The following is a 17,074-nucleotide window of genomic DNA, read 5'->3' on the forward strand; positions in this document are numbered from 1 at the left end:
AAACTATATGACAACTCAAATGACTAACTGTATGAGATCCTCTTCGCTGATATTCTGACATATCATAAAGATATAATCTTTATATCACTAAAGTGCTGCAATGAAATTGCAGGGTTTTAGACCCTAATTTAAAACCAATAAAGCACATAAAAAAAGCCAACTGTATCAGTTGGCTTTTTTTGTATTATAAGTCTTGGATTATCCTCCGAAATCATCAAATCTGATGTTTTCATCTGGAAGACCAAAATCTTCTCCCATTTTTTGTACCGCTTTGTTCATTAACGGCGGTCCACAGAAGTATAATTCAATATCTTCCGGAGCATCGTGTTTGCTTAAGTAGTTATCAATAACACAATTGTGAATGAAACCTACAAAACCATCTCCTGGTGAATCGATATCCTCTTTTACTTTCCAATTATCTTCTGGTAATGGCTCAGAAAGCGCTAAGAAGAAACGGAAGTTAGGGAACTCTTTTTCTAATTGATAGAAATGGTCTAAGTAGAATAACTCACGCTTAGAACGCCCTCCGTACCAATACGTCACTTTACGTCCAGTTTTTAAGGTTTTGAATAAGTGGTATAAGTGTGAACGCATTGGCGCCATACCAGCTCCACCACCTACGTAAAGCATTTCGGCTTCAGACTCATTTATAAAGAACTCACCGTAAGGACCAGAAATTGTTACTTTATCTCCTGGTTTTCTTGAGAAAATATAAGATGAAGCTACCCCTGGATTTACGTCCATCCAACCATTTTTATTTCTATCCCATGGCGGAGTCGCAATACGTACGTTAAGCATGATATCACGTCCTTCTGCTGGGTAAGAAGCCATAGAGTAAGCTCTTTCAACCGTATCATCATTTTTCATTACTAGCGGCCATAATCCGAACTTATCCCACTCTGCCTGAAATTTATCTGGCGTTTCGTGCTCTTCTGGATGTGCTGTAATGTCGATATCTGAATACTTAATTTCACATTTAGGGATTTCAATCTGAATATACCCTCCTGCTTTATAATTCATATCTTCTGGGATACGTACTACGAACTCTTTAATAAACGATGCTACGTTGTAGTTACGTACCACTTCTGCTTCCCATTTTTTAATACCAAATACCTCTTCTGGTATTGAGATATCCATATCTTGTTTTACCTTAACCTGACAAGCTAAACGCGCACCGTGTTGTAACTCTTTACGTGTAAAGTGAGGGGTTTCAGTTGGAAGTGCTTCACCACCTCCTGAATTTACGTGACATTCACATTGAATACACGTTCCACCACCACCACAAGCTGATGGTAAAAATATTTTTTGATTTCCTAAAGTAGATAATAAACTACCTCCTGAAGCAACCTCGATTTCCTTTTCACCATTAATAGTAATCTTTACCGGTCCAGATGGCGATAACTTTTGTTTTACTACTAATAGCAAGGTAACCAGTAAAAGCGTAATAATTAAGAACGCGACTACTGTTGCTACTATTGTTCCTGTTGTACCTGCTGCTAATAAAATCATCTTAATTATTTGTATTGTTAGCTAACTCTTCTTTTGCTGTTTCAGCTGCGTTTAAAGCAACCTGATCGTTTGATGTTTTCTCTTCAATAGAAGCTGTTTTTTCTTCTTTCTTAGCCTCATCATCACCTCCAGTTAACATACCACCAAAACTCATGAATCCAATCGCCATTAACCCTGTAATGATAAAGGTAATACCTAAACCACGTAACGCAGGCGGCACGTTTGAATATCTGATTTTCTCACGGATAGCAGCAATAGCTAAGATTGCTAAAAACCATCCTATACCTGAACCTACACCGTAAACAGTAGCTAACCCTAAGGTTGGAATTTCACGAGATTGCATGAATAATGAACCTCCTAAAATTGCACAGTTTACCGCGATAAGTGGTAAGAAAATACCAAGTGAGTTATATAATGATGGAGAAAACTTCTCTACCACGATTTCTACTAACTGTACCATGGTTGCAATAGTAGCAATGAATAAGATGAATGATAAGAAGCTTAAATCGTAAGCTGCATACTCTTCCCCTAACCATTTTAAAGCACCAGGTTGTAAAATATACTGATCTAACAACCAGTTTAAAGGTACTGTTATAAGCATTACGAAAATAACGGCAGCCCCTAAACCAACAGCTGTTGAAACTTTTTTAGATACTGCAAGGTAAGAACACATTCCTAAGAAGGTGGCGAATACCATGTTATCTATAAATATTGATTTTAAAAATAATTCTAAATGTTCCATATGTTTTCAATTATGAATTCTGAAATCAGAATCCTAAATTAGAGACTAGTCTTCGATTAATGCTTTGTTTCTAGAACGTTGTACCCAAATAATGATTCCTACCACGATTAATGCCATTGGCGATAATAACATGAAACCATTATTTTCATATCCTATGGCATACAATCCAGTTTTCTCGATTGGATCTCCTAAAACTTTAAATCCTAATAATGTACCAGAACCTAATAATTCTCTGAAGAAACCAACGATAATAAGGATTACACCATAACCTAAAGCATTACCAATACCATCTAAAAACGATTTCCATGGTCCGTTACCTAAAGCGAAAGCCTCAAAACGCCCCATGATAATACAGTTGGTAATAATTAACCCAACGAATACCGATAGGGTTTTACTTAACTCGTATGAGAATGCTTTTAATACCTGGTCTACTATAATTACTAAAGCTGCAACAACAACTAACTGAACTATAATTCTAATTTTTGAAGGAATAATGTTTCTCAATAAAGAGATAACCACGTTACCTATACCTAATACAAATAATACAGATACAGCCATCACAATAGATGCTTTTAACTGCGCTGTAATCGCTAAGGCAGAACAAATACCTAATACCTGAATAGTAATTGGGTTATTATCTGCTAACGGATCTGTAATTAACTTTGCGTCTTTCTTTGATAAAAGTCCCATACGATTAATTATTTTTTAAATTATCAAAATAAGGTTTGTAAAGCTTTAAATCGCTTTTAATCATTGCTGAAACACCATTACCTGTAATCGTTGCTCCTGCAATAGCATCCACCTCATTATCTGTTTTATCTTCGTTTGTTGGATCAGCATTTCCTTTAGCTACGTCAACCCCTTTAAAGTTTCCGTTAGCATCTAATAAATGTTCTCCAATAAAATCGTCCATAAAGAAACGCTCTTTAATGTTCGCTCCTAAACCTGGTGTTTCACCCTTATGATCGAAATACGCCCCTTGAATAACCATATTTTCATTCATTGAAACATATCCCCAGATGGCATCCCAAAGTCCCTTTCCGTAGATTGGCACAATGTAAAATGTCTTTCCGTCCTTCTCTCCTATAAATAAAGGTAAGTTACGCTTTGCAGCATCTCCACCAGCAGCAGCTTTATCTTTTTTAAGATCGATTAAATAAGCCTGATCATCTTCAGAAACGTTCCCGTTTGTAATAACCTCTTGCTTTGTGATATATTTTGAGAATAATTCTGGTGCCTCTTTTGTGTCTACAAACACTGCGCTACCCGCATCATTATTGTTTACTCCCATAGCATATAGAATATTTTGTTGTTTCTCTATACGCATATTTTCTGAAATCTTTGGACTTAATGAAGAGGCCGTAAATGCTAATAAGGCTCCTACAATTACTACCATTGCTATCGCAAATAGAATAGTATATGAATTTTTGTCTGTTCTATTTTCCATCGTTATGCAACTTTAGCTTTTAAACGTTTCATTCTTTTCTTCACATTACCTTGAACAACGTAATGATCGATAGTTGGTGCAAACACGTTCATTAAAAGAATCGCCAACATTACACCTTCTGGATATGCCGGGTTGAATACACGAATTAAGATAGAAATAAGTCCTATTAAAAATCCGTAGATCCATTTTCCTTTGTTCGTTTGTGAAGCCGTTACAGGATCTGTAGCCATAAACACCGTACCGAAAGCAAAACCTCCAATTAATAAGTGGTGCCAGAATGGTGTATTCATTAATCCATAAAACTTACTTCCTTCTCCAATAACTCCTGCATCTACCACTTGGTTGAAGATTAACCCCATTACAATGGCTCCTAATGCAGAAGACAACATAATTCTCCAGCTTCCAATTTTGGTAAAGATTAAGAATAAACCTCCTAAAAGAATTAATAAGGTAGATGTTTCACCAACCGATCCTGGAATAAACCCTAAGAACATATCGGCAGTTGAGTATGCAAATTCTTTACCCTGCGCTAAGCTACCTAAAATGGTTTCACCAGAAATAGCATCTAAATTAGCTCCGGCTGCAATTTCATTTGTTCTTTCAACCGCACCTTCTACCCATACTTTATCTCCAGACATCCAAGTTGGATATGCGAAGAACAAGAACGCACGAATGGTTAAAGCCGGGTTAAGGATGTTCATCCCTGTACCACCGAAAACTTCTTTACCAATTACCACACCAAAAGCTACTGCCACAGCAAGCATCCAAAGTGGAATATCGATAGGAACAATAAGCGGCACTAACATACCGGTTACTAAGTATCCTTCTTCTACTTCGTGTTTTTTTATGATAGCGAATAAGAACTCAATTCCTAAACCAACACCGTAAGACACGATTACCAACGGAAGGATTTTCCAGAATCCAACGGTGAAGTTTGCTAAAGTCCAGAATTCTGAACTAAAGAAACCACTTGAAACGGCCTGAATGTCTCCAACTGCTAAATTATGTTGATAACCCGCGTTAAACATTCCGAAGATTAAACACGGTATCATAGCCATGATTACAGTATTCATGGTACGCTTTAAATCATCGGCTGCCTTAACATGAGTACCTCCATGCGTCGTCTCATTCGGCAAGTATAAGAAAGTATGCAACGCGTTGAATGCCGGAGCAAACTTCGTGCTTTTGTACTTTTCTTTTAAAACATGTAATTTATTTTTTAAACTCATTTTTTATAGTTTTCATTTCTAATTAGAAAAATGAATAAGATTTATTTTTCATTTTGCTGTACAAAACTCAAACATTGCGTTTTTCATTTTGCTTCACAAAAAGAATAATTATCCAATTTCTTTAAGCATTAAATCTAAGCCCTCTCTAATAATTTTTTGATGCGGTTGCTTCGATACACAAACGAATTCTGTTAATGCAAAGTCCTCTGGAGCGACTTCATACATTCCTAAAGCTTCCATTTCATCTAAATCTTTATACATACAAGCTTTTAAAACTTGTAATGGATAAATATCTAAAGGGAATACTTCTTCGTAACCACCTGTAACTACAAAAGCACGGTGCTCACCATTAGTATTAGTATCTAAATTGTATTCTTTTTTAGGGTTTAACCAAGAAAAGGTTAATGCTCTTGAAGTAGAAACTTTATTAAATACCGGTTTGTTCCATCCGAAGAAATCGTAATCATCACCTTCAGGAATTACAGTTATTACATTACTGTAATAATCTAATGCACCATCTGGTTTAACTTGTTTTCCGCTTAAAACGTTACCTGAAATGACACGAGCGTTAGCACCTTGTGCAATGCCTTTATCGTAAACCATGGTTGCGACTTCACTACCAATTTTAGTTTTAAAGTAACGTGGTTTTTCGATTTCAGAACCTGCTAAGGCCACAACACGTTCGGCATTAAATTTACCGGTTAACAATAATTCACCTATAATAACAAGATCTTGTGCGTTTACTGTCCAAACAACCTCACCTTTATTTACAGGATCTACTTTATTAATAAGTGTACCTACATTACCTGCAGGGTGTGGTCCTAAAACTTTGTGAAGTGTTACTCCAGTTAAACCTGCTAAAGGCGAATTAGAATTAGCGCCAACCGATACGTGTATTTTACCTTCGGTTAATTTACCAAGGGCAGTAACGGCTGCTTGTAATTCTGCTTCTTTACCTGTTAAAGTAAAATCTAAATCGGCTGCTAGCGGTGCACTTGCGTAACCAGAAATAAAAATAGCTTTTGGTGTTTTAGCCGGATTAGCCACAACATCATACGGACGTTGTTTAATAAATGGCCAACAGCCTGAAGCTAAAAAATGCGCCTTAACCATCCCTGGATTAGCCGCATCTACATCAAACTTACCGTTGTCTAAATACACTTGTTCGCTATCTACTTCTATTTTAATAGCATCTACTCTACGTTTTGGTCCACGAACTACCTCAATTACAGTTCCAGATACAGGCGACACAAATTTTACAGCCTCATTCGATTTATCATAAAAAATCGTTTCACCTGCTTTTAATTTAGTCCCTTCTTTAGCTACAAGTTTTGGAATTACGCTGTGGAAATCTTCAGGTCTAACCGTGCAATACTTACTTATAACTGCCTGTTCAACAGTTTTTTCAGCCTCACCTTTAAGTTTTATATTCAGACCTTTCTTAATCTTAATGTCGTTTGACATACGCTATATAATTGAATTTTGTTGTCTAAAAAGCGACGCAAATTTACTGAATTTCTTCAGGAATCAACATTATTGTATTCGCTTAGTTTGTTATTTGTACTAATTCTAAATAACAGATTATTGCCCAGGCATGAAATTTGCATATCTTTACACTATATTATTCGTAATTAAATGAAAATTAACATACAGCTCCTTTTATATTTTTTCCTTTTTTCTCTTACAGGCTTTGCTCAAGTTGAAGAAGTAGCTCCGCCCGATTACATAAAAACGATAAACTTTAAAGGCAATACACCCGAAACACAATTACCTATTTTAAAGCTCGGTGAATATGTAATTTTGGAGTTCGATGCCCTAAATGGAAATGAGGATGATTACTACTATAAAATTGAGCATTTTAATCACGACTGGACGCCTTCTGTGTTATTTAAATCGGAGTACTTAAACGGTTTTGATAATCAACGCATTCGCACCTACGAAAACTCATACAACACCTATCAAATTTATTCGCATTACAAACTTACCATTCCAAATCAGTTTACAAAAGGATTAAAAGTTTCAGGAAATTATATGCTTTCTATTTTTAATAGTTATGATGAACTGGTTTTCTCAAGAAAATTCATGATTTACGAAGAAGACGCCTCGGTAGGAGTCGCACTTAAACGCGCAAGAAACATTGAATATTTAGACCAGAAACAACGTGTTGATGTTACTATTTCTCCAAACGGAGCAGCCTTTAATAACCCAATGCAAACCGTTAAGATTGTCATTGTACAAAACAACAATTTAAACACAGCCATTAAAGATTTAAAACCGCTATATACGGTTGGCAAACAACTTATCTATAAGTATGATACCGAAACCAGCTTCTGGGGTGGTAACGAATACCTTTATTTCGAAAATAAGGATGTACGCGCAGCCAATACCGGAGTACAATTCATCGATTTAAAAGAACTTTATCACAATTATTTATTTACCAATATGCCCAGATACAACCGGCCTTACACATACAATCCGGATATTAACGGAAATTACGTTATTACCAATATTGATGCCGAAGACCCGAGTATTGAAGCCGATTACGTTTGGGTACATTTTTCACTGTCTGCCGATGACACCTATAGAAACAAAAATGTGCATGTTTATGGTAATTTCAATAATTACGTGATAGATGAAAGCACCCAATTGATTTACGACGAGAACAGGGATACTTTTTCTACCTCGCTTCTTTTAAAACAAGGATTTTACAACTACAAATACGTTGTGGTTAATGATGATAATTCCGTAAACGAAGGTGCTATTGACGGCAACTTTTACCAAACCGAAAACAACTATAAAGTTATTGTCTATTACCGAGATCTCGGCGCGCGTTACGACAAAATTGTCGGCATTGGCGAAGGCACATCGGTAAATATCTCAAACTAACCCCTTTTCAACCCATTTTCTTAACACTTTTGGTTAATTTTTCCCGATAACTTCTAATATTTCTTATTTTAGCAGTACATCTATACCCTATTTACCAATAAAAAACATGGTTCAATTAGTTACAAGAGGCATTAAAATCTCGGTCGAAACCACCTACGAAGGCTCTTTTTACAGAGACTATAAGATACAATATGCTTTTGCGTACACCATTACTATTGAAAACCAAAGCAAGGATGTTGTTCAGTTAAATTCTCGTCATTGGGATATTTATGACGCGTTGAACAATATTGAAATTGTAAAAGGCGAAGGCGTTATAGGTAAAACTCCGGTAATTCAACCCGGTGAATCACACACCTATTCTTCCGGATGCCTGCTTTCCTCACCATTCGGCGCAATGAAAGGGTTTTACAATATGCTTAATTTTTCCACTAACAGCATTTTCAAGGTTACCATTCCTACATTTAAACTAAGCGCACCGTTTGCCATAAACTAATACATCATGAAAACCGTAATTCAATTTATATGTATTCTTTTAATTTCGGCTACCACAAGTTGTCAGTCGAAAACGGATAAAAAGAAAACCTCAGAAGTAAACAGAATTGAGCTTGCCGAAAATTTATCCAGAAAATTATTAGAAGCTCAAAAAAGTGGCAGCTACTATAAGTTATCAGAATCTGAAGCTACACCAACAATGATTAACGGACTTAATGAAGATTTACAAAAAAACGCTTACAGCCAAATAAAAAGTATGTTCGGTGATTTTGAAGATTTGAAATTTGAAGCTCTAAAAATATACCCTAAAAACGGAACCTCTTACGACATCTTTAGGTTTAAAGGTACTTTTGAAAAAAGTAATGAAGTTGAAATTCGAGCCGTTTTAGACAAAGAAGGAAAGCTTTCTGGCTTCTTTGTAAAACCCTGGAACGATAAACTATAGCTCTTCTACTCTATAAAATCGGTATACTGTATCGTTTTGTTTAATGTGGAAAAATTCACAATTTGAGTAATGAACAAACTCATATGTTTCATGGTATTCGAATCCATGACACTCGACTTTGTATACAGCCTCAACATCTACATTCCCGTGGGGAGAGATACGTTTGAATTTAAAATGTAACACCTCCTCTAATTTATGCAATTCAAACCAGGCCCCAGCGGCAATACCAGACAACCATTGTGATTTATGATGTAAATTCTCTACAGGTTTAGGGTGTAAAGAACCTATAAAATCTGGCTGATGCCCTTTCAATCGATCTAAGAAACAACGGATATTTTCACTGACTTGAGACCCTTTAAAAATACCAATCTCCCCGTTCTCCGTAACCTCAAAAACCTGAGGTCCTGTATTTGCCAACAACACATTTCCAACTGTACTTGGTGTAAACCATTTTGACCTTTTCAACTTTCGTTTAATATCTTTATCCGTCACTGAGGCAATCAGTGCATCGGTTACAAATCGCGCACAGTTACATGCTTTTTTAATAAAAGCTGCATATCGAATAAAATGTTGGTTTTGCATTTCGGTGATATGTGCTCGGGCTATATTGTAATCTATGGATGTGCATACCGAAGCCACCAGCTTTCCGTCACCATGGGTCAACTTTGGATGCGTTGCAAGAAATTTCAAAATAGCATCTAAATTTAAAATAGAATCGCCTTCTATTTCGGCTTTCAATGGAAAATCCAATTCATTATCGGTATCCTTACCGCGAACACGCCCCGTAGGTTCTGGCGTTATATAACGTCCAAAATCATGATACTCCAATACACCTGTTGCCTTGTTAATAAGCACTAAGGCCGCATGCCCAGCTCTTAAATAATTCTTTTTACCAATTCCGAAAAACCTTAGAAACGGTGAAAACCATTCTTTAGAAACCATAACAATGGTCTCGGGATAAGCCAGGGTTAAAATAATTCCGGTATTATTATTCATTTACAGGTTCTGGAAGTTTCATAGTCTTGCAGGACGTCAATTCGTTTATCAGACTCTCATAACACATACTAACAACGGCATTCGACTTGATTACCTGTGTAATACTCGTAGTTTTAACAAAGCCGCGATCCATAACAACACCATAATCTAAATTACCTTCACCAGCACTTTTATGGAATTTTAATAGAGTTTCAGAGGTTAGTTTATTCTCCGACTTAAAATCTTCAAACCAAAATCGACGCTCTTGTTTCATTGTATTCGTATACAACGTTGATGACGACCAAATATATTCCGCTATTGGCAGTTTCCTAAAATGTTCAACTTCACCATCCCAAACGAACTCAAAAAATCTCAAATCCTGATTCCAATCTACAATCACCATTGTAAAAGGTTCTATATCTTGAAAATTATAAACAGCCAACTCCTGCTCCAAGCTTTCAAACAATAAAACATCGGTAGCCACCAGCCCTCTGCTTCGTCTGTAATTTTTCTTTCTTTCATGCAATTCGAAAGCACCATTTAAAACACAAACCACTCTGTTTTGTTCACTAACACCTATCCAACTTCCACCTGAAACCTCATCTTTAGGAAACAATAATTTAGTATTATTCTGTGTAGAAATTTCCGGAAGTAGAGCGGCTCTAACCGGAGCTTCATCTCGATTTGAAGTTAAAATAAAATCATTTTTCCCTTTCGGAACCAAAGTAACTGTGCACATGTCCATTATAGTCTTAGAACTAATTTGCAACTTACAAAAATCTGCGAAATTTTAACAGGTTTTTGACAATTCACTCCCCTATAAACTCCTTTAAAAAATGTAAATTTGCGAAGAACAAAAACAAACAAAACTAAAAACTCGTAATATGGGAAAAGGATTCTTTAATGTACCTGTTGCAGTCAATGAGCCTGTTAAGTCTTACGCTCCTGGAACTCCGGAACGTGATGCTGTATTAGCCGCATACAAGAATATGTATAACAGTACTGTTGATGTACCTTTATATATAAACGGACAAAACGTAGAAACTGGAAACACCAGAACTATGTCGCCTCCTCACGATCACAAACATGTTGTTGGAACTTATCACTTAGCTGAAAAGTCGCATGTTGAAGACGCTATCGCCACTGCTTTAGAAGCAAGAAAATCTTGGGCATTAATGCCATGGGAACAGCGTGCTGCCATCTTTTTAAAGGCCGCTGAGCTTGTTGCTGGTCCTTACCGTTATAAAATTAATGCTGCGACTATGATGGCGCAGTCTAAAAATATTTTCCAAGCAGAAATCGACTCGGCTTGTGAGCTTGTAGACTTTTTACGTTTCAACGTTCAGTATATGACTGAAATCTACAGCGAGCAACCAAAAAGTACTAGTGACGCATGGAACCGTGTAGAATACAGACCTCTGGAAGGGTTTACTTATGCCGTGACCCCTTTTAACTTTACTGCTATTGCTGGAAATCTTCCTGCATGTATGGCTTTAATGGGTAACGTAGTGGTTTGGAAACCAAGTGACAGTCAGGTGTATTCTGCTAAAGTTATCATGGATATCTTTGAAGAAGCTGGTGTTCCTCCAGGAGTAATTAATGTTGTATTTGGTGATCCAGTAATGATTTCAGATACCGTTTTATCTCACCCAGATTTCTCAGGATTACACTTTACTGGTTCTACATTTGTATTCAAAGAACTTTGGAAACAAATAGGAAACAACATTCATAACTACAAAACCTACCCAAGAATTGTAGGTGAAACAGGTGGTAAAGATTTTATCATGGCACACAAATCGGCAAACCCTATTCAAGTGGCTACTGCTATTACTCGTGGTGCTTTCGAATTCCAAGGACAAAAATGTAGTGCTGCATCACGTGCTTATATCCCATCAAATCTATGGGAAGATGTTAAAGCGCAACTTACAGAAGACCTAAACTCATTTAGTATGGGTTCTCCTGAAGATATGAGCAACTTTATTACTGCCGTAATTCACGAAGGATCTTTTGATAAATTAGTAAAATATATCGAGCAAGCTAAAGCTGATGCGGACGCTGAAATTATTCTTGGTGGTGGTTACGATAAAAGCAAAGGATACTTTATTGAGCCAACAGTAATCGTAACAACAAACCCAAATTACGTAACTATGGAAACCGAATTATTTGGTCCAGTTGTTACAATTTATGTTTACGATGCTGACAAGTACTCTGAAACCTTAAAATTAGTTGATGCTACAAGTGAATATGCTTTAACAGGTGCTATTCTTTCTCAAGACAGATACGCAATTACTGAGGCTACTACAGCATTACAAAACTGTGCTGGAAACTTCTACATTAACGATAAATGTACTGGTGCCGTTGTAGGTCAGCAACCATTTGGTGGTGCTCGTGCTTCAGGAACTAACGATAAAGCGGGTAGCCCACAAAACTTATTACGTTGGGTTTCACCTCGATTAATAAAAGAAACTTTCGTAACTCCAACAGATTACCGTTATCCGTTTTTAGGAGAATAAAAGTTTATATTATGATTATTGAAATAAAGCCTATCAAATTTGATAGGCTTTATTTTTTCTATAGAAATTTATTTATCTTTCAATATGCAATTCCCTAAACAAGAAAGGCACATTTTTTGATGACTATTAGCTATGAAAAAACAACTAATCATTACCGCTTTATTAATATCCAGTTTCACAACTTTTGCTCAGGCCAACAAATATTTACGTCAAGCCGAACGGAGCGCAGATCTTAAAGAACGCATTGAACTATGTAATCAGGTTATAGCATTAGAACCCAAAAACCTGGATGCCTATTTTTTACGAGGGTTAGCAAAAAATGACTTAGGCGACTACTACGGTGCTATAGTCGACTATTCTAAAATTATTCTTTTAGACCCCGACCCGGACACGTATTATAATCGTGGTAATTCGCGATACGCATTACAGGATTTTGAAGGTGCTAAACAAGACTTTGAAAAAGCTTTTGAGTTAGATCCCTACTTTATAGATGCTCTTTACAGCTTGGGGTGTGCTCAATATGACTTAGGCGAATATGAAGATGCGGTTAAAACCTTCGGAAAAGTTTCGGTCGCTGATCCCATGAACACCAAAGCCATTTACCGCCGGGCTGATAGCTTTAACGCGCTAAAACAATACCGTAACGCGTTAAACAGTTACACACTTGCGGTAAACATAGATAGAAACTCGTTAGCGTATTATAACAGAGGAGTCTTTTTGATGAGCATCAACTATTACAAAGATGCCCTTAGTGATTTTGAAAAAGCCATAAGACGTGACAACAACTATTCTCATGCCTATTTTTACAGAGGAACAGCTCAATTATTTTTAGGTGATTTTGTTAAAGCTTTTGGAGATTACAACACCACATTAAAATTTGACACACTGGATTTTGACGCCATGTTAGGCTTGGCTATTGCAAACTATAAAATGAACGACTTACAAAACGCCAAACTCTTTTTTGAAAAAGCTGGCAATATTATAGATCCAGATCATGCGATAGAAAACATTAACCATTTTAAAGACACCTACTGGTTTAACAATCAATATTATTATTTCAGTCAGATGTTCAACGAACTCATAAAATTGTAATGTTTACCCCTTGTATTTTATAGGTAAGTGTACCACCTTTTTAGTTTCAAAAAAATCTTCTGTGTAATAATCTGTTAAATTATAAATGGTTGCTGTTCTGTAATCCTTGAGTTCTTCGGCTAAATCACCACCTTTAAGATATAAAATGCCGTTTTTAAAATCGTGTCTTTGCTCTTTGGCAATCTTACCTTTTATCCAATGCACAAAAGTTGGCATGGCAGCTACGGCACGACTGACTATAAAATCGTAAGTATCATCGATTTCTTCAACACGCGTATGTGTAGTCTTCACATTGGTAAGCCCTAAACCTTCTACAACCTCATTCACTACTTTCAATTTCTTGGCAATGCTATCTACTAAATGAAACGAACACTCCGGATATAAAATCGCTAATGGTATCCCAGGAAAACCACCACCAGTTCCAACATCCATAATCTTACTTCCGTCCTTAAACTGCATCACTTTAGCAATACCTAAAGAATGTAACACATGGCGCAAATACAACTCATCAATATCTTTTCTGGACACCACATTAATTTTTAAATTCCAATCCTGGTATAAGGTTTCCAGCAATTTGAATTTATTAATTTGATCTTCGGTTAGGTTTGGGAAGTATTTAAGTATAAGTTCCATTCGTGTTAAATTTTCAACAAAAATATGCTTTTTAAACACATATTTTTATAAAAAAACGTTATAAGTTCAGTTCGTTTATACCTATCTTTGCGGCAGGTATGATGGGCAAATTTTTCATAAGTAATCATATTAAAATCTAAAGAATGTCAAAACAAACGCTTTCCTTTTCAAGAACAGATTCTGCAAAGTTTTTCAGAACACTTAACAAACGTGTGAATGAATACTTTAAAGAAAATAATGTAAAACGCACGGGGAATTGGAAACTTTGGGTTAAAACTATTGTTATGTTTTCAATATTTTTAACACCTTACTTTTTATTACTAACATTAAACATCCCTGGTTGGGCACAGTTACTATTAACCATTGTTATGGGAATTGGTATGGCTGGTGTAGGTATGAATGTTATGCACGATGGTAACCACGGTGCTTTTTCTAATAAAGAATGGATTAACCGCCTTATGGGAAGTAGTATCTATATCCTTGCCGGAAATGTGTATAACTGGCAGGTACAGCACAATGTACTTCACCACACCTATACTAATATTCACGGACACGATGAAGATTTAGAAGCCGGACGTATTTTACGTTTTACAGAACACAGTGAGTGGCGTTGGCACCACAGATTTCAACACTACTACTCTGTATTACTATACGGGCTATTAACCATAAACTGGGCTATTACTACAGACTGGCAACAAATGCAACGCTATATGAAGCGTAAATTATCTTACGGGAAATTCCCAAACCCAGTTTGGAACTGGAGTAAGTTAGTGATCTCTAAAATTATTTATGTATCAATTTGGATTGTACTTCCAATGCTTGTTTTAGATATTGCCTGGTGGAAAATTTTAATCGGATTCTTTTTAATGCATTACACTGCCGGATTAATTTTAAGTGTTGTATTTCAGTTAGCACACGTTATGGAAGATGCCGAAATGCCACTTCCAGAACAAGACGGTACCATGAAAAATACCTGGGCAATTCACCAGTTAAAAACTACGGTTAATTTTGGAGCCAAAAGTAAAATCATTAACTGGTTTACCGGTGGATTAAACCATCAGATTGAACATCACATCTTCCCTCACATCAGTCATATTCACTATGACAAAATAGGGAAAATTGTAAAAGAAACAGCAAAAGAATTTAACTTACCTTATAACGAATATAAAACCACACGTAAAGCCATCATAGCACATTTCAAACACTTAAAAGAAATGGGTATGAAACCAGCTTTTCAAGTCTAACTATTATTATTAATTAAATGCAACTACTATCCGATAGAGTTCTAAATATGGCGACGTCTGCGACTTTAGCCATGGCTGCGAAAGCAAGAGAACTAAGAAATGAAGGCAAAGATATTATTGGTTTAAGTTTAGGAGAACCTGACTTTGATACACCTGACTTTATTAAAGATGCCGCGATTCAAGCTATTAACGACAACTACAATTCGTATTCTCCTGTAGATGGTTATGCTGACTTGAAAGACGCTATTATTACAAAGTTTAAACGAGATAACAACTTAACATATACACCTGCACAAATTGTAGTATCAACAGGAGCTAAACAATCTTTAGCTAACGTTGCTGCGGTTTTAACCAATCCTGGTGATGAAGTTATTGTTCCTTGCCCTTATTGGGTTAGTTATGCTGATATCGTAAAATTATACGATGGTGTTCCTGTTGAAGTAGCTACTTCTATTGATACAGATTTTAAAATGACACCTGAACAATTAGAGGCTGCTATTACTCCAAAAACAAAAATGATTTGGTTTAGCTCGCCTTGTAACCCTAGTGGTTCCATTTACAGCGCTGAAGAGTTAAGAGCTTTAGCTGATGTTTTAGTGAAATATCCAAACATCTATGTCGTATCTGATGAGATTTACGAGCACATCAACTATGTGGGTGGTCATGCGTCTATGGCTCAGTTTGAAGACATGTACGACCGTACCATCACCGTAAACGGTGTATCAAAAGCTTTTGCTATGACCGGATGGCGTATTGGTTACATTGGAGCTCCTGAAAAAATTGCTCGTGCATGTAATAAAATTCAAGGACAAATGACAAGTGGCGCTAACTGTATTGCACAACGCGCTACCATTACTGCCCTTAACGAATCTCCTGAGCGCGTTAAATACATGATTGACGAGTTTAAAGTACGTCGTGATTTAATCTTAGGATTGTTAAATGACATTGAAGGTTTTGAATGCAACACGCCACAAGGAGCATTTTATGTATTCCCTAACGTTTCTGCGTTCTTCGGAAAAACCATTAAAGGGCAAACCATCAATAACGCATCAGACCTATCTATGTTCTTATTAGAAGAGGCCTTAGTAGCAACCGTTGATGGTGCTGCTTTTGGAAACCCTAACTGTTTACGTATTTCATACGCAGCTTCCCAAGAGCAAATTATTGAAGCAATGAAACGCATTAAAGAAGCAGTAAGTTAAGCTTTTTTTATAGTCGAAATATTAAAGTCCGGAAAGTTAAGCTTCCGGACTTTTTGTTTTAATCCATATTTTACTTATATTCAGTATTTAACCTAAAACACTATAAAAACTGAATTATATGAAAAAATTAGTTTATGTATTTATTTTATTACTAACTGCCGGAACACTTTTAACTGGATGTAGGGAAAAGAAAACTGCAGGAGAAAAAATTGAAGACGGTATTGAAGAAATTGGAGATGGATTAGGTGATGCTGCCGATGATGTTGAAGACGCAATGAAAGAGTAATGTCAATTATTATATCTAAATAAAAAAAAGCAGGAAAATATTTTCCTGCTTTTTTTTCATGTTTGGTATTAACTTTATTATTTAATAATTAGAAATACACTTAGTAAAACACTTACTAAAAACAAGACCACTACAATATTCTGCTTAACCGTATCACGCCGTCTTTCTTTTTTAAGCTTCTCACGTATGCGAAGCAAGTCTCCGTTAGTGGCTTTAGGAAATGTTTTCATTCTGGCATTTGCATAACTCCCCTCCAAAGCCTTTTTATCCTTGCGTTTTGATACTAAGTTTCTATTATTTTTAAGTGAATTGCTCGCAGCAATCATAGCGCCTTCGCCTCCCATAATTTCTAAATTTTAAAAGTGAAACAAATACTAAT

The 17,074-nt window shown here is 36.2% G+C and carries 18 protein-coding genes; 8 read left to right on the forward strand and 10 right to left on the reverse strand.

Annotated features, from left to right (window positions below):
* Positions 1–198: 198 nt before the first annotated feature.
* The 6 genes from nqrF to ICJ85_RS14565 all read right to left on the reverse strand — a co-directional run bounded on the left by nqrF (position 199) and on the right by ICJ85_RS14565 (position 6,391).
* Positions 199–1,506, reverse strand: a complete 1,308-nt coding sequence (gene nqrF / locus ICJ85_RS14540) for an NADH:ubiquinone reductase (Na(+)-transporting) subunit F (RefSeq protein ID WP_188224614.1) — start codon at positions 1,504–1,506, stop codon at positions 199–201.
* Positions 1,507–1,510: 4 nt separating this feature from the next.
* On the reverse strand, positions 1,511–2,251 hold the full coding sequence (nqrE, locus tag ICJ85_RS14545; protein ID WP_241739557.1) for an NADH:ubiquinone reductase (Na(+)-transporting) subunit E: 741 nt from the start codon (positions 2,249–2,251) through the stop codon (positions 1,511–1,513).
* A 45-nt stretch (positions 2,252–2,296) separates the two neighbouring features.
* Positions 2,297–2,941: an NADH:ubiquinone reductase (Na(+)-transporting) subunit D gene (locus tag ICJ85_RS14550; protein WP_188224532.1), complete on the reverse strand. Its 645-nt coding sequence runs from the start codon at positions 2,939–2,941 to the stop codon at positions 2,297–2,299.
* Between the two features lie 4 nt (positions 2,942–2,945).
* Complete coding sequence (locus tag ICJ85_RS14555) at positions 2,946–3,698, reverse strand: Na(+)-translocating NADH-quinone reductase subunit C (protein WP_188224533.1); 753 nt, start codon at positions 3,696–3,698, stop codon at positions 2,946–2,948.
* A gap of 2 nt (positions 3,699–3,700) precedes the next feature.
* The gene (locus ICJ85_RS14560) at positions 3,701–4,927 is read right to left on the reverse strand and encodes an NADH:ubiquinone reductase (Na(+)-transporting) subunit B (protein WP_188224534.1); all 1,227 of its coding nucleotides are present in this window, start codon (positions 4,925–4,927) and stop codon (positions 3,701–3,703) included.
* A gap of 108 nt (positions 4,928–5,035) precedes the next feature.
* Positions 5,036–6,391, reverse strand: coding sequence for a Na(+)-translocating NADH-quinone reductase subunit A (locus ICJ85_RS14565; RefSeq protein ID WP_188224535.1), 1,356 nt, complete (start codon positions 6,389–6,391; stop codon positions 5,036–5,038).
* A 171-nt stretch (positions 6,392–6,562) separates the two neighbouring features.
* On the opposite strand from ICJ85_RS14565, the gene ICJ85_RS14570 reads away from it, so the two are divergent.
* The 3 genes from ICJ85_RS14570 (at position 6,563) to ICJ85_RS14580 (ending at position 8,750) form a co-directional block, all read left to right on the forward strand.
* Complete coding sequence (locus ICJ85_RS14570; protein ID WP_188224536.1) at positions 6,563–7,813, forward strand: type IX secretion system plug protein; 1,251 nt, start codon at positions 6,563–6,565, stop codon at positions 7,811–7,813.
* 106 nt (positions 7,814–7,919) lie between these two features.
* Positions 7,920–8,306 (forward strand): Co2+/Mg2+ efflux protein ApaG, encoded by a 387-nt coding sequence (gene apaG / locus ICJ85_RS14575; protein WP_188224537.1) that lies wholly within the window; start codon positions 7,920–7,922, stop codon positions 8,304–8,306.
* Positions 8,307–8,312: 6 nt separating this feature from the next.
* On the forward strand, positions 8,313–8,750 hold the full coding sequence (locus ICJ85_RS14580; protein ID WP_188224538.1) for a hypothetical protein: 438 nt from the start codon (positions 8,313–8,315) through the stop codon (positions 8,748–8,750).
* On the opposite strand, the gene ICJ85_RS14585 is transcribed toward ICJ85_RS14580, so the two are convergent.
* Entirely contained in the window at positions 8,745–9,746 is a 1,002-nt protein-coding gene (locus ICJ85_RS14585) for a DUF6695 family protein (protein ID WP_188224539.1), read from the reverse strand. The two genes, ICJ85_RS14580 and ICJ85_RS14585, sit on opposite strands and share 6 nt — an antisense overlap.
* Positions 9,739–10,464, reverse strand: a complete 726-nt coding sequence (locus ICJ85_RS14590) for an NRDE family protein (RefSeq protein WP_188224540.1) — start codon at positions 10,462–10,464, stop codon at positions 9,739–9,741. Before ICJ85_RS14590 ends, ICJ85_RS14585 begins: the two co-directional genes overlap by 8 nt.
* A 145-nt stretch (positions 10,465–10,609) precedes the next feature.
* Between ICJ85_RS14590 and pruA the strand changes: the two genes are divergently transcribed.
* Together pruA and ICJ85_RS14600 are read left to right on the forward strand one after the other, a co-directional pair.
* The gene (gene pruA, locus ICJ85_RS14595) at positions 10,610–12,238 is read left to right on the forward strand and encodes an L-glutamate gamma-semialdehyde dehydrogenase (protein WP_188224541.1); all 1,629 of its coding nucleotides are present in this window, start codon (positions 10,610–10,612) and stop codon (positions 12,236–12,238) included.
* Between the two features lie 132 nt (positions 12,239–12,370).
* Positions 12,371–13,330, forward strand: a complete 960-nt coding sequence (locus tag ICJ85_RS14600; protein ID WP_188224542.1) for a tetratricopeptide repeat protein — start codon at positions 12,371–12,373, stop codon at positions 13,328–13,330.
* A 3-nt stretch (positions 13,331–13,333) separates the two neighbouring features.
* Here the strand turns inward: ICJ85_RS14600 and rsmG are convergent, their stop codons facing one another.
* Positions 13,334–13,963 carry a 16S rRNA (guanine(527)-N(7))-methyltransferase RsmG gene (gene rsmG / locus ICJ85_RS14605; RefSeq protein ID WP_188224543.1) on the reverse strand — a complete coding sequence of 210 codons (630 nt, stop codon included), beginning with the start codon at positions 13,961–13,963 and terminating at the stop codon, positions 13,334–13,336.
* A 143-nt stretch (positions 13,964–14,106) separates the two neighbouring features.
* Here rsmG and ICJ85_RS14610 point away from each other — a divergent pair, with 143 nt between their 5' ends.
* The 3 genes from ICJ85_RS14610 to ICJ85_RS14620 all read left to right on the forward strand — a co-directional run bounded on the left by ICJ85_RS14610 (position 14,107) and on the right by ICJ85_RS14620 (position 16,695).
* Positions 14,107–15,207, forward strand: a complete 1,101-nt coding sequence (locus ICJ85_RS14610; RefSeq protein WP_188224544.1) for a fatty acid desaturase family protein — start codon at positions 14,107–14,109, stop codon at positions 15,205–15,207.
* 17 nt (positions 15,208–15,224) lie between these two features.
* Positions 15,225–16,409 carry a pyridoxal phosphate-dependent aminotransferase gene (locus ICJ85_RS14615; RefSeq protein WP_188224545.1) on the forward strand — a complete coding sequence of 395 codons (1,185 nt, stop codon included), beginning with the start codon at positions 15,225–15,227 and terminating at the stop codon, positions 16,407–16,409.
* Positions 16,410–16,527: 118 nt separating this feature from the next.
* The gene (locus ICJ85_RS14620; protein WP_188224546.1) at positions 16,528–16,695 is read left to right on the forward strand and encodes a hypothetical protein; all 168 of its coding nucleotides are present in this window, start codon (positions 16,528–16,530) and stop codon (positions 16,693–16,695) included.
* 77 nt (positions 16,696–16,772) lie between these two features.
* On the opposite strand, the gene ICJ85_RS14625 is transcribed toward ICJ85_RS14620, so the two are convergent.
* On the reverse strand, positions 16,773–17,039 hold the full coding sequence (locus ICJ85_RS14625; RefSeq protein WP_188224547.1) for a hypothetical protein: 267 nt from the start codon (positions 17,037–17,039) through the stop codon (positions 16,773–16,775).
* Positions 17,040–17,074: the final 35 nt, after the last annotated feature.

This window comes from Aestuariibaculum marinum, assembly GCF_014596975.1.
Lineage (GTDB): Bacteria > Bacteroidota > Bacteroidia > Flavobacteriales > Flavobacteriaceae > Aestuariibaculum > Aestuariibaculum marinum.

What these genes read in the sequence shown, in the direction of transcription:
- nqrE (WP_241739557.1), bottom strand. Translation starts at nt 2,251, where the DNA reads ATGGAACATTTAGAATTATTTTTAAAATCAATATTTATAGATAACATG.
- ICJ85_RS14550 (WP_188224532.1), bottom strand. Translation starts at nt 2,941, where the DNA reads ATGGGACTTTTATCAAAGAAAGACGCAAAGTTAATTACAGATCCGTTA.
- ICJ85_RS14555 (WP_188224533.1), bottom strand. Translation starts at nt 3,698, where the DNA reads ATGGAAAATAGAACAGACAAAAATTCATATACTATTCTATTTGCGATA.
- ICJ85_RS14560 (WP_188224534.1), bottom strand. Translation starts at nt 4,927, where the DNA reads ATGAGTTTAAAAAATAAATTACATGTTTTAAAAGAAAAGTACAAAAGC.
- ICJ85_RS14565 (WP_188224535.1), bottom strand. Translation starts at nt 6,391, where the DNA reads ATGTCAAACGACATTAAGATTAAGAAAGGTCTGAATATAAAACTTAAA.
- ICJ85_RS14570 (WP_188224536.1), top strand. Translation starts at nt 6,563, where the DNA reads ATGAAAATTAACATACAGCTCCTTTTATATTTTTTCCTTTTTTCTCTT.
- apaG (WP_188224537.1), top strand. Translation starts at nt 7,920, where the DNA reads ATGGTTCAATTAGTTACAAGAGGCATTAAAATCTCGGTCGAAACCACC.
- ICJ85_RS14580 (WP_188224538.1), top strand. Translation starts at nt 8,313, where the DNA reads ATGAAAACCGTAATTCAATTTATATGTATTCTTTTAATTTCGGCTACC.
- ICJ85_RS14585 (WP_188224539.1), bottom strand. Translation starts at nt 9,746, where the DNA reads ATGAATAATAATACCGGAATTATTTTAACCCTGGCTTATCCCGAGACC.
- ICJ85_RS14590 (WP_188224540.1), bottom strand. Translation starts at nt 10,464, where the DNA reads ATGTGCACAGTTACTTTGGTTCCGAAAGGGAAAAATGATTTTATTTTA.
- pruA (WP_188224541.1), top strand. Translation starts at nt 10,610, where the DNA reads ATGGGAAAAGGATTCTTTAATGTACCTGTTGCAGTCAATGAGCCTGTT.
- ICJ85_RS14600 (WP_188224542.1), top strand. Translation starts at nt 12,371, where the DNA reads ATGAAAAAACAACTAATCATTACCGCTTTATTAATATCCAGTTTCACA.
- rsmG (WP_188224543.1), bottom strand. Translation starts at nt 13,963, where the DNA reads ATGGAACTTATACTTAAATACTTCCCAAACCTAACCGAAGATCAAATT.
- ICJ85_RS14610 (WP_188224544.1), top strand. Translation starts at nt 14,107, where the DNA reads ATGTCAAAACAAACGCTTTCCTTTTCAAGAACAGATTCTGCAAAGTTT.
- ICJ85_RS14615 (WP_188224545.1), top strand. Translation starts at nt 15,225, where the DNA reads ATGCAACTACTATCCGATAGAGTTCTAAATATGGCGACGTCTGCGACT.
- ICJ85_RS14620 (WP_188224546.1), top strand. Translation starts at nt 16,528, where the DNA reads ATGAAAAAATTAGTTTATGTATTTATTTTATTACTAACTGCCGGAACA.
- ICJ85_RS14625 (WP_188224547.1), bottom strand. Translation starts at nt 17,039, where the DNA reads ATGGGAGGCGAAGGCGCTATGATTGCTGCGAGCAATTCACTTAAAAAT.